Origin of the sequence: Pseudomonas promysalinigenes (assembly GCF_014269025.2) — a bacterium.
Taxonomy (GTDB): Bacteria; Pseudomonadota; Gammaproteobacteria; order Pseudomonadales; family Pseudomonadaceae; genus Aquipseudomonas; species Aquipseudomonas promysalinigenes.
The window spans coordinates 3,006,971-3,021,403 of the sequence record NZ_CP077094.1 but is presented as its reverse complement, the minus strand read 5'-3'; the positions used below and the strand labels follow the sequence as shown (position 1 = coordinate 3,021,403).

The 14,433-nt window shown below is 57.0% G+C and carries 15 protein-coding genes; 7 read left to right on the top strand and 8 right to left on the bottom strand.

The window, feature by feature from the left end; genetic code table 11:
- Positions 1-113: 113 nt before the first annotated feature.
- The 3 genes from HU725_RS13785 (at position 114) to hpaR (HU725_RS13775) (ending at position 2,827) form a co-directional block, all read left to right on the top strand.
- On the top strand, positions 114-1,283 hold the full coding sequence (locus HU725_RS13785; RefSeq protein WP_186478097.1) for a p-hydroxyphenylacetate 3-hydroxylase oxygenase component: 1,170 nt from the start codon (positions 114-116) through the stop codon (positions 1,281-1,283).
- 73 nt (positions 1,284-1,356) lie between these two features.
- The gene (locus tag HU725_RS13780) at positions 1,357-2,298 is read left to right on the top strand and encodes a p-hydroxyphenylacetate 3-hydroxylase reductase component (RefSeq protein WP_186478098.1); all 942 of its coding nucleotides are present in this window, start codon (positions 1,357-1,359) and stop codon (positions 2,296-2,298) included.
- Between the two features lie 106 nt (positions 2,299-2,404).
- Positions 2,405-2,827, top strand: coding sequence for a homoprotocatechuate degradation operon regulator HpaR (gene hpaR / locus HU725_RS13775; protein WP_186478099.1), 423 nt, complete (start codon positions 2,405-2,407; stop codon positions 2,825-2,827).
- 162 nt (positions 2,828-2,989) lie between these two features.
- On the opposite strand, the gene hpaI is transcribed toward hpaR (HU725_RS13775), so the two are convergent.
- The 8 genes from hpaI to HU725_RS13735 form a co-directional block, all read right to left on the bottom strand.
- Positions 2,990-3,793, bottom strand: coding sequence for a 4-hydroxy-2-oxoheptanedioate aldolase (hpaI, locus tag HU725_RS13770; RefSeq protein WP_186478100.1), 804 nt, complete (start codon positions 3,791-3,793; stop codon positions 2,990-2,992).
- Between the two features lie 10 nt (positions 3,794-3,803).
- Positions 3,804-4,607 carry a 2-oxo-hept-4-ene-1,7-dioate hydratase gene (hpaH, locus tag HU725_RS13765; protein ID WP_186478101.1) on the bottom strand — a complete coding sequence of 268 codons (804 nt, stop codon included), beginning with the start codon at positions 4,605-4,607 and terminating at the stop codon, positions 3,804-3,806.
- 17 nt (positions 4,608-4,624) lie between these two features.
- Positions 4,625-5,932, bottom strand: a complete 1,308-nt coding sequence (locus HU725_RS13760) for an MFS transporter (protein WP_186478102.1) — start codon at positions 5,930-5,932, stop codon at positions 4,625-4,627.
- Between the two features lie 51 nt (positions 5,933-5,983).
- The gene (locus HU725_RS13755; protein ID WP_186478103.1) at positions 5,984-6,388 is read right to left on the bottom strand and encodes a 5-carboxymethyl-2-hydroxymuconate isomerase; all 405 of its coding nucleotides are present in this window, start codon (positions 6,386-6,388) and stop codon (positions 5,984-5,986) included.
- A 63-nt stretch (positions 6,389-6,451) separates the two neighbouring features.
- Positions 6,452-7,375, bottom strand: coding sequence for a 3,4-dihydroxyphenylacetate 2,3-dioxygenase (gene hpaD / locus HU725_RS13750; protein WP_186478104.1), 924 nt, complete (start codon positions 7,373-7,375; stop codon positions 6,452-6,454).
- A 91-nt stretch (positions 7,376-7,466) separates the two neighbouring features.
- Positions 7,467-8,927 carry a 5-carboxymethyl-2-hydroxymuconate semialdehyde dehydrogenase gene (hpaE, locus tag HU725_RS13745; RefSeq protein WP_186478105.1) on the bottom strand — a complete coding sequence of 487 codons (1,461 nt, stop codon included), beginning with the start codon at positions 8,925-8,927 and terminating at the stop codon, positions 7,467-7,469.
- 5 nt (positions 8,928-8,932) lie between these two features.
- Complete coding sequence (locus tag HU725_RS13740; RefSeq protein ID WP_174369499.1) at positions 8,933-9,709, bottom strand: fumarylacetoacetate hydrolase family protein; 777 nt, start codon at positions 9,707-9,709, stop codon at positions 8,933-8,935.
- A complete protein-coding gene (locus tag HU725_RS13735; RefSeq protein WP_186478106.1) occupies positions 9,706-10,377 on the bottom strand; it encodes a fumarylacetoacetate hydrolase family protein in 672 nt (223 codons plus the stop codon). The genes HU725_RS13740 and HU725_RS13735 overlap by 4 nt, the downstream gene beginning before the upstream one ends.
- 176 nt (positions 10,378-10,553) lie before the next feature.
- On the opposite strand from HU725_RS13735, the gene hpaA reads away from it, so the two are divergent.
- The 4 genes from hpaA to HU725_RS13715 all read left to right on the top strand — a co-directional run bounded on the left by hpaA (position 10,554) and on the right by HU725_RS13715 (position 14,424).
- Positions 10,554-11,459 carry a 4-hydroxyphenylacetate catabolism regulatory protein HpaA gene (gene hpaA / locus HU725_RS13730; RefSeq protein WP_186478107.1) on the top strand — a complete coding sequence of 302 codons (906 nt, stop codon included), beginning with the start codon at positions 10,554-10,556 and terminating at the stop codon, positions 11,457-11,459.
- A gap of 239 nt (positions 11,460-11,698) precedes the next feature.
- A complete protein-coding gene (gene hpaR / locus HU725_RS13725) occupies positions 11,699-12,121 on the top strand; it encodes a homoprotocatechuate degradation operon regulator HpaR (RefSeq protein ID WP_174369502.1) in 423 nt (140 codons plus the stop codon).
- Between the two features lie 88 nt (positions 12,122-12,209).
- Positions 12,210-13,406: a Bcr/CflA family multidrug efflux MFS transporter gene (locus tag HU725_RS13720; RefSeq protein WP_186478108.1), complete on the top strand. Its 1,197-nt coding sequence runs from the start codon at positions 12,210-12,212 to the stop codon at positions 13,404-13,406.
- Between the two features lie 67 nt (positions 13,407-13,473).
- Positions 13,474-14,424, top strand: coding sequence for a helix-turn-helix domain-containing protein (locus HU725_RS13715; RefSeq protein ID WP_186478109.1), 951 nt, complete (start codon positions 13,474-13,476; stop codon positions 14,422-14,424).
- The last annotated feature ends 9 nt before the right edge of the window (positions 14,425-14,433 follow it).

The window sequence follows — 14,433 nt, the reverse complement described above, 5'->3', positions numbered from 1 at the left end:
CGTCACATACTGGATTGGTCATCGAGCATAAGGCGAGCTGAGTTGGCTTACGCACCTACATGGGCGGGCACCAGCTGCCGGGTAATAATTTCCCAATAATAAAGAGACCATCCATGAAAAAGCCCAATCCGCTGCTGGAAGATCTGAAGTCCGTCCTGCCTACCATCGCGGCCAATGCTCCGCAGGCGGAGAAAGACCGTTGCGTGCCGGCCGAGAACATCGCCTTGCTAAAGGGCATCGGTATGCACCGAGCCTTCTTGCCAAAAAAATTTGGCGGCATGGAAATCTCGCTTCCTGAATTCGCGGAATGTATCGCTGTCCTTGCAGGTTCTTGCGCAAGCACTGCTTGGGCGATGAGCCTGCTTTGCACCCATTCGCACCAAATGGCGATGTTCCCCGCCAAGCTTCAGGAGGAGGCGTGGGGAACCAATCCTGACGCAACTGCCAGCAGCAGTATTGCCCCCTTCGGCCGTACGGAAGAAGTAGAGGGTGGAGTGACCTTTAGCGGTGAAATGGGTTGGAGTTCTGGATGCGATCACGCTGAGTGGGCGATCTTGGGATTCCGGCGTAAGAACGCCGAAGGTACCCAGGACTATTGCTTCGCCGTTTTGCCGCGTAGTGACTACGAAATTCGTGACGACTGGTTTGCCATTGGCATGCGTGGCAGTGGTAGCAAAACCCTCATCGTCGAGAACGCCTTTGTGCCTGAGCATCGTATCCAGAAGGCAAAGGACATGATGGAAGGTAAGTCGGCTGGGTTCGGTCTCTACCCAGACAGCAAAATTTTCTATGCACCTTACCGCCCTTACTTCGCAAGCGGCTTTTCTACAATCAGCTTGGGCGTTGCTGAGCGCATGCTGGAGGTATTCCGTGAGAAGACCAAGAATCGGGTGCGTGCATACACCGGCGCTGCGGTTGGCGCTGCTACGCCTGCCTTGATGCGTTTGGCTGAGTCTACTCATCAGGTAGCCGCTGCTCGCGCTCTGCTTGAGAAGAGCTGGAATGAGATCGCCGACTACAGCGAGCGTCATGAATATCCTGACCGCGGTACGCTGGCGTTCTGGCGAACCAACCAAGGCTACGCTACCAAAATGTGCATCCAGGCGGTCGATCGCTTGATGGAAGCAGCCGGCGGTGGGGCTTGGTTTGAAAGCAACGAGATGCAGCGCCTCTTCCGTGATTCCCATATGACTGGGGCTCATGCGTACTCGGATTATGACGTCTGCGCGCAGATCCTCGGTCGCGAACTGATGGGCTTGGAGCCCGATCCTTCGATGGTCTGAAGCATCTTCGCGACCCTACTGCCCCATAAAAACAATGAGAGCAGGCTACTAGCGGCCTGCTCGGGAGTCTTGCATGGCCTCTGAAAACGTAGATTTTGAGTTTGACGCGCGCGCGTTCCGTCGCGCCCTGGGTAACTTTGCCACTGGCGTAACCGTGATTACGGCTCGCGATGCTGATGGCCGCCAAGTGGGGGTTACCGCCAATAGCTTCAACTCGGTGTCGTTGGACCCGCCGCTGATTCTGTGGAGCATCGACAAACGATCCGGTAGCAACGACGTTTTTGAATCGGCGACGCATTTTGCTGTAAACGTTCTGGCAGCTGATCAGATCGACCTCTCCAACAACTTTGCTCGGCCGAAGGATGACCGTTTCGCTGATATCGAATATGAAGCGGGCGTCGGCGGAGCCCCGGTGTTCGAGGACTGCTCAGCGCGCTTCCATTGCGAGAAATACCAGAAGCTGGATGGTGGTGATCACTGGATTCTGGTCGGAAAGGTATTGGCCTTCGATGACCTAGGCCGAGCGCCGCTGCTCTACCATCAAGGCGCCTACTCCATGGTGCTGCCGCACACCCGTATGACAAAGCGCGAAGAAGGGCAGCCGCCTAGCAGTAATTTCCAGGGGCGTTTGAGCCACAACCTCTACTACCTCATGACCCAAGCGCTGCGTGCGTATCAGGCGAGCTACCAGCCTCGCCAGCTCTCGACCGGACTGCGTACCAGTGAAGCGCGGATGCTCATGGTCCTTGAGAATGACGCCGGTCTCAGTCTCACAGATTTGCAGCGTGAAGTCGCAATGCCTGCCCGAGAGATCGACGAGGCCGTCGCAAACCTGAAACGCAAAGGCCTAGTGGAAGATGCTGGCGAATGTGTGCGGCTTACCGTTAAAGGTGTCGATGAAACAGAGGCGCTTTGGACGATCGCAGGTGAGCAGCAGGAAAAGGTATTCGGCCAGTTCAGCAAGGAGCAGGTTGAAACCTTTAAGGAAGTACTCAAGGCAGTCATCCGGACTTGACCTCTAGCTAAGTACAAAACGGCGCTCAGGCGCCGTTTTTTTGGACCGTGTACTGCGCGTTGCGTAGCTGCGAGACGCCGTTGATTGGTTCTAAATGGATGCCTTCATGATTAAGTTCCGGCCATCGCTGACCCTAAATTTGCTCCAGGCCAGAGAGGTTGCCATGCGATTTTTCCGCCCTTCATTGAAGGAGCATGGGCTGACCGAACAGCAGTGGAGGGTGATAAGAATTCTGCATGAGCAGGGGCCAATCGAGATTCTGAAATTGGCAGATTTAGCCTGCATTCTCGGCCCAAGCATGACGGGGGTTGTCTCACGCATGCAGAATGCGGGGCTCGTGGTGAAGCGGAAGGTTCATCACGACCAGCGGATCGTATTGGTTGACCTGACTGTGGCTGGCTTGGAGTGCTTCGATAGCATGAGTGCCCGCATGAACGATAGCTACCTGCGCCTGCAAGATCAGTTGGGCGAGGAAAAGCTAGAAGTATTGCTGGGGCTTTTGAATGATCTCAAGCATCTGAAGCGCTGACAGCGCAAGATGTGAATGTGCTGGAGAGGGTTGGCTCTGTCGTCGGGCGAATGAAGTTAACGATGCAGCTGACCTATGTTTCCAGTCCGAAAATCAATCCTTACCGGGTGTCCGAAAAGGGCAGGCAAGGCGAGATTACGCCTTGCCTGCTCCTGATGGGTATCAGTAAACACCACCAGCAGTGCTGTCGAGCGTTGGCAGCTCTTTGAACTTGCTCGCAAGCGTTTGCAAGCCACGCATCAGTACAGTGGTATCCACGCCTACTGCAACAAACGCTGCACCTAGCTCAATGTAGCGTCGAGCCAGTTTTTCATCCGCACTGAGAATCCCGGCAGCCTTGCCTGCCTTGCCGATTCTTACGATTGCATCCTCGATGATCGCCTGGACTTCTGGATGACCAGGATTTCCGCGATGACCTAAAGCTGCGCTTAAGTCAGCTGGCCCAATGAAAACGCCATCTACGCCCTCTACAGAAAGAATCTCGTCCAGGTTTGCCAGACCTTCCTTGTTTTCAATCTGCACCAGCAGGCACATTTGCTCGTCCGCGAGATCCAGATAGCCCGGGATGCTATTCCAACGAGACGCACGAGCTAGCGCACTCCCTACACCACGAATGCCACTTGGGGGATAGTGAACGGCTCTCACCAACTGCCGTGCCTGCTCCGCGCTTTCCACCATTGGCACAAGAAGAGTCTGTGCGCCGAGATCCAGAACCTGTTTGATGAGTGCAGTGTCGCCAATCACTGGACGAATCACCGCCTGGCTAGAGTAGGGCGCCACCGCCTGCAACTGTGAAAGCATGCCGCGCAGATCGTTGGGCGCGTGTTCGCCGTCGATCAGCAGCCAGTCGAAACCGGCATTGGCGGCCAGCTCTGCGCAGTAGGCATCTGCCAGGCCGAGCCACAGGCCGATCTGCGGCTTACCATTGCGCAGGCGTTGCTTGAAGTGATTGATGGGCATCTCCATGGTCAGGTCCTCAAACAAAGCGGCAGGCGATTGAGCCGAGCATGTCGTAGTCGACGTGGAAGGTGTCGCCAGGGCGCGCAGCGACCGGGCGGGTGAAAGAGCCACCAAGGATGATCTGGCCGGGTTGCAAGGTCACGTCGTACGGGGCCAGCTTGTTGGCCAGCCAGGCAACGCCTTTGGCTGGGTGGTTGAGCACGGCGGCGCTGACCCCGGACTCCTCGATCACTCCATTGCGGTAGAGCACCGCCGGCACCTTACGCAGGTCGATCTCGGTAGGACGCACGGCGCGGCCTCCCATGACCACGCCGGCATTGGCCGCGTTGTCGGAAATGGTGTCGAACACCTTGCGGGTGGCCTGGGTTTGCGGATCGACCTGCTGGATGCGCGCGTCGATGATTTCCAGTGCCGGGATTACCCATTCGGTGGCGTCCAGCACGTCGAACACAGTGACGTTGGGGCCCTTCAGCGGTTTGCCGAGGATGAACGCCAGCTCCACTTCAACGCGTGGCACGATGAAGCGCTCGAAGGGAATGTCGCTGCCTTCGTCAAACAGCATGTCGTCAAGCAGGGCGCCATAGTCAGGTTCGGTGATGTTCGACGATACCTGCATCGCACGGGAGGTCAGGCCGATCTTGTGGCCCACCAGCTTGCGGCCGGCGGCAATCTTTTTTGCCACCCAGGCGCGCTGGATTGCGTAGGCGTCCTCGATGGTGATTGCCGGTTGGTCCAGCGAGAACTGGCGCACTTGCTCGCGGCTGCGCTCAGCCTGGTCAAGGCGTTCGGCGGCTTGTTGAATGAAAGCATTGTCTAACATGGTTAAAGTCTCTTGATTCAAGGATTGACGATGGCGGCTTGGGTGCGCAGCACCAGCAGGGCGCCTATGGCGATGAAAATGGAAAGTACGTACAGGGCCAGGCTCGGACTGTGGGTTGTGTCACGCACCCAGCCAATGAAGTAGGGGGTAGCGAACGAGGCGATGCTGCCCAATGAGCTGATCAAGGCAATGCCCGCGGCTTGAGTGCGCGCATTAAGAAACGCAGGCGGAAGCTGCCAGAACATCGGCAGTGCGGCACTTGCCCCCATTCCGGCCAAAATCAAGCCGGTCAGTACTGGAAGTGGCTGCTCGGGTGCGAGGGCTGCAATGGTGATCCCGACGGCAGACATCAGCAGCGGCACGCACAGGTGCCAGCGTCGTTCACGCCTGCGGTCGCTAGAACGGCCGCACGCAAGCATGAACAGACATCCGGCCAGGTACGGCACAGCGCTGAGTAATCCGACGGTGGCGTCACTGGCAATCCCTGTACCGTGAATCAGGCTTGGCATCCAGAAAGCAAGCGTGTTGACTGCCAGCATCACTGCGCAATAGACCGCCACCAGCAGCCACAGCGCTGGGCTTGCGAAAATGGCGCTGAACGAGGTCACTGGCTTGCGTTGTTCTTCCACACCAAACTGGGTGCGCAGCGTGGCTTTTTGCTGCACGCTCAACCAGGTCACGCGCTCGAAGTGCTCTGGCAACACGGCCAGTACTACTAGGCCTAGCAGAACTACTGGCGCGCCTTCAAGCAGGAACATCCACTGCCAGCCACGAAGCCCGGCGGTATCGTGCATGAACGCCAGAATGGCCCCGGAAACCGGCCCGCCGACGACTCCGGCCAAGGGCACGGCTATGGCGAACAGCGCAGTGACCTGGGCGCGCCGCCCGGCCGGGTACCAGCGGTTGAGGTACACCAGGATGCCTGGGAAGAACCCGGCCTCGGCCGCGCCCAGGGCAAAGCGCAACAGGTAGAACGCGCTGCTGCTTTCGATCAGCAGCATGCTGGTCGACAACAGCCCCCACACCACCATCAGGCAGGCAATCCAGCGGCGTGGGCCAACGCGGTCGAGCATCAGGTTGCTGGGGACGCCGAACAGTGCATAGGCGATGAAGAACAGCCCGGCACCCAGGCCGTAGACCGTGTCCGACAAGTGCAGGTCCTGGCTCATCTGCATCTTGGCGAAGCCGATGTTGATGCGGTCCAGGTGGGCGAACAGGTAGCACACCAGCAGCAACGGCATCAGCCGCCATGTGACTGCCCAGTGGGTCGAGTCGGCCCGTTCAATTTTCGTCTCGCTGTGCGAGGCTTGGTCAAGTGTGCTCATGTTCTTGTACTTATTTTGAAATGAGTCAGGAGGGTGTTTGATTCAAAAGCGCTAGCGATTGAACAGCGGGTGCAAGGTGCTGTGTTTGGCGTCGTAGACTTGGGCGGTGCTTTGGTCGATCTGTAAGGTGATGCCGACCGGGCGCTGTTGCAGCAAAGGATCCAGACGGGTTTTGAGTACCGCCAGCAAGTTGTCCCCCACTGCCTTGTGAACATCAGAACTACGGCCTGCGCCCATGCGCAGGTTGGCGTACAGGAATCCATACTCCCCTTTGCCGTCGGCCACTGCGCAATGCGCGGCAGGATAGGCCAGCACACGAGTGCCGCCAGTTGGGAACACGGCTTTGCCACTGGCATCGCGCTGTTCGAGCATGGTGTCTGCCAAGGCGCGGCAGAGACCTGGAATGTCGGCGTCGGACTCCAGGTCGGGGGTGTAGAGCAGAACCAAATGTGGCATGACGGGCATCCTCGGCTAAGCGCAGCTGGCCATTAGCAGGAGAGCCAGCTGCGGACGGGTAGGTTAAAGGCGGCTGGTGGAAACCACAGAGGCTGGATTGGAGGCCTGCGCGCCAGGGATGGCAGAGCCGTCCTGAGGGGTGACAGGGAAGATCGCGTTGATCTGGCCGGTTCCCGACGAGCCGAAGTAGGGCGTCACCACTTCCGCCTTGCCATCGTATTTCGACCAGCCGAGAACACCGAGCAGCATGGCGGTGTCATGCATAAAGCCTTCACCGTGGCCTTTGGCGGCGTACTCTGGGAGCATCCCGCAGAAGGCATCCCATTCGGCGTTCTCCCACATGTTCACCACGCGGTGGTCCAGGGTCTCCAGGAACGGGCTCCAGACCTTGGTGGCAAAGTCAGGTGCCTGGCCGTTCTGCGCGAAACGATGGGACAGCGAGCCGCTGGCCAAGAACGCCACGGTACCGTCGTAGTGATCTTCTACCGCCTTGCGCATGGCCCAGCCAAGACGGGCGCTATCAGCGAGGTAGTGCGAGGTGCACAGTGCCGAAACCGAAATCACCTTGAAGTGTTTGTCTTTGTTCATATAACGCATTGGCACCAGAGTCCCGTATTCCGGGCCTAGCGTTGTAGCGTGATGCGCCATTGTTTCAACGTTGAAGCGGTTGCATTCCTCAGCCAGAATCAGTCCCAGTTCCTTGTTTCCAGGGAACCCATATTCCATATTGCTGATGAAGTGCGGCAACTCGTTTGAGGTATAGACTCCCTCGAAGTGATCGCCGCAGAGAATGTGGTAGTTGGCATTGACCAGCCAGTGGGTGTCGAACACCACGATGGTGTCCACGCCCAGCTCACGGCAGCGTCGACTGATCTCGTAGTGCCCGTCGATTGCGGCTTGACGGAACCCTTGTCGCGGGCCCGGCAGCTCGGACAGATACATGGAGGGTACGTGGGTGATTTTGGCTGCAAGTGCCACTTTGCCCATGACAAAACTCCTTATTCTTGTGGATCCCGCGGCACCGGGTGAGCCTGGCGGTCGTCAGAACAGCAGGCGACCCGGTGCGTTGGGAAAAAGGTCACACACCCCAGCGAGGAATGTGATGGCTACCCATAGAGATGCAGACGTTCTTGATCTCGGCGAATACTTCAAAGCTGTACTGGCCACCTTCGCGGCCAGTACCTGAGCCTTTGACGCCACCGAACGGTTGGCGCAGATCGCGAACGTTCTGGCTGTTGATGAACACCATGCCTGCCTCGATGCCACGGGCCAGGCGATGAGCCTTACCAATGTCCTGAGTCCAGATGTACGAGGCCAGGCCGTACTCAGTGTCGTTCGCCAGTTGTAGGGCTTCAGCTTCGTCTTTGAACGGGATCAGGCAGACCACTGGGCCGAAGATTTCTTCCTGAGCGATGCGCATCTTGTTGTTCACGTCAGCGAACACAGTCGGCTGGATGAACTGGCCCTTAGAGAGATGAGCCGGCAGGTTGGTCGGACGATCCAGACCACCTGCGAGAAGGGTGGCGCCTTCTTCAATACCGATACGGATATAGCCGGTGACCTTGTCGTAGTGAGCCTGAGTGATCATCGAGCCAACCTGAGTTTTCGGGTCGGTCGGGTCACCGACGATCAGGCGCTTGGCGCGAGCGGCGAATTCGGCAACAAACTGCGGGTACACGCTCTCTTGGATGAAGATCCGGCTGCCAGCAGTGCAACGCTCACCGTTCAGCGAGAAGATGGTGAACAGCGCGGCGTCCAGGGCGCGTTCCAGGTCTGCGTCTTCGAAAATCAGTACTGGCGACTTGCCGCCCAACTCCATGGAGTACTTTTTAAGGCCGGCGGTTTGCATGATCTTCTTGCCGGTGGCAGTGCCGCCGGTGAAGGAGATAGCGCGTACGTCCGGATGACGTACCAGGGCGTCGCCAGCGGTGGCACCGTAACCCTGGATGACGTTCAACACGCCATTGGGGATGCCTGCCTCTACGGCCAGACGACCCAGCTCATTAGCGGTCAGCGGCGACAGCTCGCTCATCTTCAGTACCGCAGTGTTGCCCAAGGCCAGGCATGGCGCGGTCTTCCAGGTGGCGGTCATGAACGGCACGTTCCATGGGCTCACCAGACCACACACACCGACCGGCTGGTACAGGGTGTAGTTGAGCATTTGGTCGTCGACCGGGTAGGTGTGGCCGTCCATGCGCGTGCAGACTTCGGCGAAGAAGTCGAAGTTGTGCGAGGCGCGCGGGATCAGCACGTTCTTGGTCTGGTGAATCGGCAGGCCAGTGTCGAGGGTCTCCAGCTCGGCAAGCTTCGGCACGTTCTGGTCGATCAGTTCACCCAGCTTGCGCATCAGGCGGGCGCGTTCCTTGGCAGGGGTGTTGGCCCATTTCGGGAAGGCTTCCTTGGCTGCGGCCACGGCCTGGGCGACTTCCTCAGCTCCACCACTGGCAACTTCGCCGATGGCTTCGCCGGTGGCTGGGTTGTAGTTGACGAAGGTGTCTTTGCTCTCGACCTCACGGCCGTTAATCCAATGCTTGATCATGCGAGTTAAGCCTCAGCGAGTTTTTTGTTTTTGAAGAAGTCAGCTTCGCTGACGATTCGATTGACCAGGCGACCGACGCCTTCTACTTCCACCACCACTTCATCGCCCGGCACCACGTCAGCCAGGCCTTCTGGCGTACCGGTGGCGATCATGTCGCCCGGTTGCAGGGTCATAAAGCTGGAGAAGTATTCGATCAGGTGTGGGATGTCGAAAATCATGTCCGCGGTGGTGCCTTCTTGCTTCAGCTCACCGTTGATCCAGGTGCGAAGCTTCAGGTTGCTCACGTCCGGCACATCAGCGGCATCGACGATCCACGGGCCGACCGGAGTGGTGGCGTCGCGGTTCTTCACCCGCAGGTTGGGGCGGTAGTAGTTCTCAAGAAAGTCACGGATGGCATAGTCGTTACACACTGTGTAGCCGGCGACATATTCCAGAGCGTTCTCACGCTTGACGTTCTTTGCAGGCTTGCCGATAACCGCGACCAGTTCGCACTCGTAGTGCATGTACTCGACGTTGTCCGGGCGCCATGTGATCTGATCGTGGCCGGTGTAGGTGCCTGGCGACTTGATGAACGCCAGCGGCTCGGTAGGCGGGGCGAAGGCCAGTTCGCGGGCGTGGTCGGCGTAGTTCAGACCCAGGGCGAACATACTGCCGTTGGCTGGCGGAAGCCACTCAACGTTTTCTTCAGCAACTAGACGGCCATCGCTAAGGCGAACCGCATTGTTGGCCTCAACGGTGACAGCATGAACGCTGCCCTCATAACGGATGCGAGCGTGTTTCATGCTTGGTCCTCTGATTCAGCCACGATGTTGTTAGCCAGACGGCCGAGGCCGTTTATTTCGACTTCGACAAAGTCTCCAGGCTGAACGTCGACGCGCCCTTCAGGCGTACCGGTGATCAGCACGTCGCCTTCGTGCAAGGTCATAAACTCGCTCAGTTCAGCGATCAGTTGTGGGACGCCCCGTACCAGATTGGCAGTGGTGTTCTCTTGCACAACCTTGCCGTTCACAGAGAGCTTGATTGTCAGTTGGTGTGGGTCTGCAATGGCCGCAACTGGTACCAGCTCTGGGCCAATGGCACAGAAACCATCGCGGCACTTGGCCTTCACAGCCGGGCGGTAGTAGCTGTCTTCAGGCAGACTGAACTCGTTGACGATGGTGTAACCGGCCACATAGTTCAGCGCCTCAGCGGCGCTCACTCGGCTGGCGTCCTTGCCAATAACCACACCCAGCGCTGGGCCTGGTTGCAAGCGCTCGCCAGCGGGCTGAACCACTTCGGCGCCATGAGCGTTACGAGTGTTGGGGGTTTTGATGAACAGCACCGGCTTGACCGGGGCTTGTTTGTAGGGCGGTTGCTCAAACTCGGCGAGACGTTTTTTCAGCAGACCGGTGTAGTTCAGCGCAACGCCAAACAAGGTGCCGGTTGCAGCGTTATGCAGGGCAAGGCTCATGCTTTTCTCCTGGCAGGGGTAGGGCAGCGAGAGCCCTACAAAACTCGTTAATGTGTTAACGTTATATTTAAGATGTTAACGACCGTCAAGCATTCATGCCATAGCGCTTCCTCTGACACAGGTGCACCATGGGCGTAGCGGCCAATTGCAACGACAAGAAAAACGAGTAGAAATCGATGACTGATCGCCAGCCAATACCGAATATCAACATCGGCCAGGTGTACGACCAACGCTACAGCGATAGCGAGGTTCACTACGACCGACTGGGCAATCTCGCCGGATTTTTTGGCAGGAACATGCCTGTCCATCGGCATGATCGGTTCTTCCAGGTTCACTACGTGAAAACGGGTACCGTCCGTGTGTATCTCGATGATCAGCAGTACATCGAGTCCGGCCCGATGTTCTTCCTTACGCCCCCGACGGTCGCGCATTCCTTCGTCACTGAGCAGGACAGCGACGGGCACGTGTTGACGGTTCGCCAGCAACTGGTATGGCAGCTGATTGAGGCAGATGGCAGTCTCGTGTCTTCTGGTCTCCAGGTGGCGCCGGCATGTGTTGCGCTGACCGGCCTTTCGTCGGCTTATGCGGCTGAAGCGAGGCGTGTTGAGCTGATGTTTGAAGAGCTGAGTAATGAAATCGCTGATCAACGACCAGGCCGCGGTGCGGCTTTGGAAAATCTGACGAGATTGATCATGATCAGCCTGCTTAGGCTGTGCTCCAACTCTGTGAAGGCGACGCCGGCACGACGGGAGGATCTCAAGATTTTTCACCGATTCAATGAGCTGATTGAAGCTCATTACCGTGAGCATTGGCCGCTTTCTAGGTATGCAGCTGGTATTGGAGTCACAGAGCCAAGGCTGAACGATGTATGTCGTCGAATCGCAGACCTTCCATCGAAGCGACTCATCCAGGAGCGGCTCATGCAGGAAGCCAAAAGGCTGCTGCTTTTCAGTGGCAGCTCCGCGAATGAGGTCTGTTACCAGCTGGGTTTCAAAGATCCGGCCTACTTCAGCCGGTTTTTCCAACGGTACGCTAACCTCACGCCGGGAGATTACCGGCAACGACATTCTGGACTGAGCTGATCTGGACACGGCTCAAGCGCTCCGGTCATCTTGATTGTTGTACCCAGATGGTCGCAGCTAACCCCTCCCTGGAGAATGAGGTTTTCGTGGGAGAAATTGTACTTTTCATAGGATTGGCTCAAGCAACCTCTGCGATGCATCCCAAGGCTTTAATGGTGATGCGACAGAGCTTGGCCTTTCTTGCACCTATACAGGCATACTAATAAGCTGCCGTTTCGCTCATTTGACGTGGTTTGATCATGGCTAAACCTAGACCTTCTCTCACTCTGACTCTCCTGCAAGCAAGAGAGGCCGCAATGGCATTTTTCAGGCCGTCACTGAATGAGCATGACCTCACTGAACAGCAATGGCGGGTCATTCGTATTCTTAGCCAGCAGGGTGAACTTGAAAGCCATCAGTTGGCACACCAGGCGTGCATTCTGAAACCCAGCATGACCGGTGTGCTCAGCCGACTGGAGCGTGATGGTGTCGTTCTGCGTCAAAAATCACAGCAGGATCAGCGGAGGGTTTTCGTCAGTCTCACTGAGCGGGGGCAGGCTCTTTTTGCTGCCATGAGTGGAGACATGGAGAGAAACTACCAGAAGATCCATGCCCAATTTGGCCAAGAAAAAATGGACCAGCTCATTGCCTTGTTGAACGACTTGAAGAAGATAGAGCCCTAGGAACAACGTGCTCGCAGAGAGAAGGTGCGCGACATAACGTTAAGATGTTATCGTTTTTCTCGCCCTTTGAAATCGCTGTGGAGCACACATGCTGGACAACCCGCGACGCCTGATCATTTTGCTGGCTGCCCTTGTGGCGTTTGCACCGTTATCTATAGACACGTACCTGCCCAGCTTGCCCTCCATAGCAGACGATTTGAACGCTAGCGCTGCTAGTGTGCAGATGACCATCGGTGTCTTCTTGACAGGTCTTTGCATTGGCATGCTCTTCTACGGCCCGCTTTCGGATCGGTACGGGCGAAAGCCATTGCTGCTTGGGGGGATGGCGCTGTATCTGGTGGCTTCGGTGGGATGCATGTTGGCGACTTCGGTGGAACAACTTATCGCCTGGCGTTTCCTCCAGGCGCTCGGTGGCGCCGCAGCATCCGTGCTGGCGCGTACCATCGTCAGGGATCTTTTCTCCCTGGGCGAAGCCGCTAAAACCTTGTCCTTGATGCATCTGGTCACCATGCTTGCCACGCTCGTGGCTCCGCTGGCGGGCAGTTTCCTGATGCTTATCGATGGCTGGCGGGTGATTTTTGCCGGGCTGTTCGTTTTCGCGACCACTTGCCTGCTCGCTTCTATATTCAGCATCCGGGAGACGCATCATCCCGACAATCGGAGCCAGTCGGTCGCTGCTGCGCTGTTGGGTTACTGGCGCATCGCGACCGACCCAACGGCGGTCGCCTACATTCTGTGCATGGGGCTTTCGTTTGGTGGAATGTTCGCCTTCATCACGGCGTCTCCCTACGTTTACATCGGATACTTCGGCGTCTCTCCACATGGCTACGGCTGGTTGTTCGCACTGAACATTGTCGGCGTGATAATCATGACAGTCGCTAATGCCCGCTTGGTGAGCCGGCTCGGCGCCCTGCCTATGCTGGGGATCGGGGCGACATTCGCAGGCGTCTCCGCAGTGGGCTTGATCGTGCTAAGCAGCAGCGAGACGATGACGCTCTGGGGTATTGTTGGTTTCGTGATCCTGTACGTCAGTGTCACGGGGCTAATGGGCGCGAACTGTGTTGCGAGCTTGCTCAAACGCTTTCCTGAGAACGCGGGAGCCGCCGCGGGGCTGGCGGTCTCGACCCAGTTTGCACTGGGCGCCGTGTTCAGTGCCTGGGTTGGAAGCCTCGCCCATGACTCACCACGACCGATGTGTATCGTGATTGCTGCCGCAGGTATAGGCTCTGCGTTGAGCTACCTGATGATCAGGTTGCGATCCACCTGTGCAGTGGCTCAGGCATGATAAGACACCAACGAACACGAGCATCTTGAGGCGCTGCCAAATAGTCGCTTGGCTCAGGAGGGGGAGTATGGAAAGGCTGACATTGGAATCATGCTTTGCCGAGAAAGAACTGCCTGCCATTCACTCGACGATGCAAGGTTTGCTTTGGAAAGTAGAGCTACATACGCTCGATGGGAATCGTAGCTTCAAGGGGCAGTTCAGTACTCAATCCATAGGGGCCTTGAAACTGACTCGCTCTGAAGTCTCGCCCCATCTGATCCGCCATCAGGCTGACCATACCGGTACAGCACCCTATGCGGTGACAGTTAAGTCATCAGGCAAGGCAAATCTCAATGTAAATAGTCAAGCGGTCGAATTGAAAGATGGTGAGATTTTTTTTCTGGATACTGCGTTCGAATATGACTTTTTCTGTCAGAAGTCTGCGACCTTCACATCGTTGATAATCCCACGGTCAAAATTTGATCGGAGATTTCCCTGTGCAAAGATGCTGTCGGGTAAAGCGCTGCCTGACTCCGGGAGCAGCCGAATCATTCATGAGTTGATGGAGTCGATTTTTTCTAATGGCCCGTCTTCTCAAGAACTGGACAGTGATTTCCTGGCAGAAATGCTGTTGGCGACCTGTCAGACCGCGTTTACGTCATATTTGTCTAACGGTAATAGACAAGCTTCTGTCTCTAACTCAATGCTTCTGGCGTCAGCCGTCCGAGAAATCGATAGCCGGCTTCGAGATCCCGAGCTAACGCCCGAGCAAATCGCTATGGTATTGGGTGTGAGTTGCCGCCATTTATATACCGTTATGAAGCAAATCGATACCTCGCCCGCAAAGTACATCAGGGAGCGACGATTGGACCTGAGCAGGAAAATATTGCGGGAGCCAGCATTCAGGCATTTCACCATCAGTGAAGTGGCGTATCACTGCGGTTTCAACAGTAATACGCACTTCTCCCGGGAGTTTCGTCAGCGATTTGGCATGCCCCCAAAGGCGTGGCGCCAAGGTGGGGCCTTTGCGCTTTACTGAGGTGAGTTT

What these genes read in the sequence shown, in the direction of transcription:
- hpaD (WP_186478104.1), bottom strand. Translation starts at nt 7,375, where the DNA reads ATGGGCAAAGTGGCACTTGCAGCCAAAATCACCCACGTACCCTCCATG.
- hpaA (WP_186478107.1), top strand. Translation starts at nt 10,554, where the DNA reads ATGACTGATCGCCAGCCAATACCGAATATCAACATCGGCCAGGTGTAC.
- HU725_RS13760 (WP_186478102.1), bottom strand. Translation starts at nt 5,932, where the DNA reads ATGAGCACACTTGACCAAGCCTCGCACAGCGAGACGAAAATTGAACGG.
- HU725_RS13785 (WP_186478097.1), top strand. Translation starts at nt 114, where the DNA reads ATGAAAAAGCCCAATCCGCTGCTGGAAGATCTGAAGTCCGTCCTGCCT.
- HU725_RS13720 (WP_186478108.1), top strand. Translation starts at nt 12,210, where the DNA reads ATGCTGGACAACCCGCGACGCCTGATCATTTTGCTGGCTGCCCTTGTG.
- HU725_RS13755 (WP_186478103.1), bottom strand. Translation starts at nt 6,388, where the DNA reads ATGCCACATTTGGTTCTGCTCTACACCCCCGACCTGGAGTCCGACGCC.
- HU725_RS13735 (WP_186478106.1), bottom strand. Translation starts at nt 10,377, where the DNA reads ATGAGCCTTGCCCTGCATAACGCTGCAACCGGCACCTTGTTTGGCGTT.
- hpaH (WP_186478101.1), bottom strand. Translation starts at nt 4,607, where the DNA reads ATGTTAGACAATGCTTTCATTCAACAAGCCGCCGAACGCCTTGACCAG.
- hpaE (WP_186478105.1), bottom strand. Translation starts at nt 8,927, where the DNA reads ATGATCAAGCATTGGATTAACGGCCGTGAGGTCGAGAGCAAAGACACC.
- HU725_RS13780 (WP_186478098.1), top strand. Translation starts at nt 1,357, where the DNA reads ATGGCCTCTGAAAACGTAGATTTTGAGTTTGACGCGCGCGCGTTCCGT.
- hpaR (WP_174369502.1), top strand. Translation starts at nt 11,699, where the DNA reads ATGGCTAAACCTAGACCTTCTCTCACTCTGACTCTCCTGCAAGCAAGA.
- hpaR (WP_186478099.1), top strand. Translation starts at nt 2,405, where the DNA reads ATGATTAAGTTCCGGCCATCGCTGACCCTAAATTTGCTCCAGGCCAGA.
- hpaI (WP_186478100.1), bottom strand. Translation starts at nt 3,793, where the DNA reads ATGGAGATGCCCATCAATCACTTCAAGCAACGCCTGCGCAATGGTAAG.
- HU725_RS13740 (WP_174369499.1), bottom strand. Translation starts at nt 9,709, where the DNA reads ATGAAACACGCTCGCATCCGTTATGAGGGCAGCGTTCATGCTGTCACC.
- HU725_RS13715 (WP_186478109.1), top strand. Translation starts at nt 13,474, where the DNA reads ATGGAAAGGCTGACATTGGAATCATGCTTTGCCGAGAAAGAACTGCCT.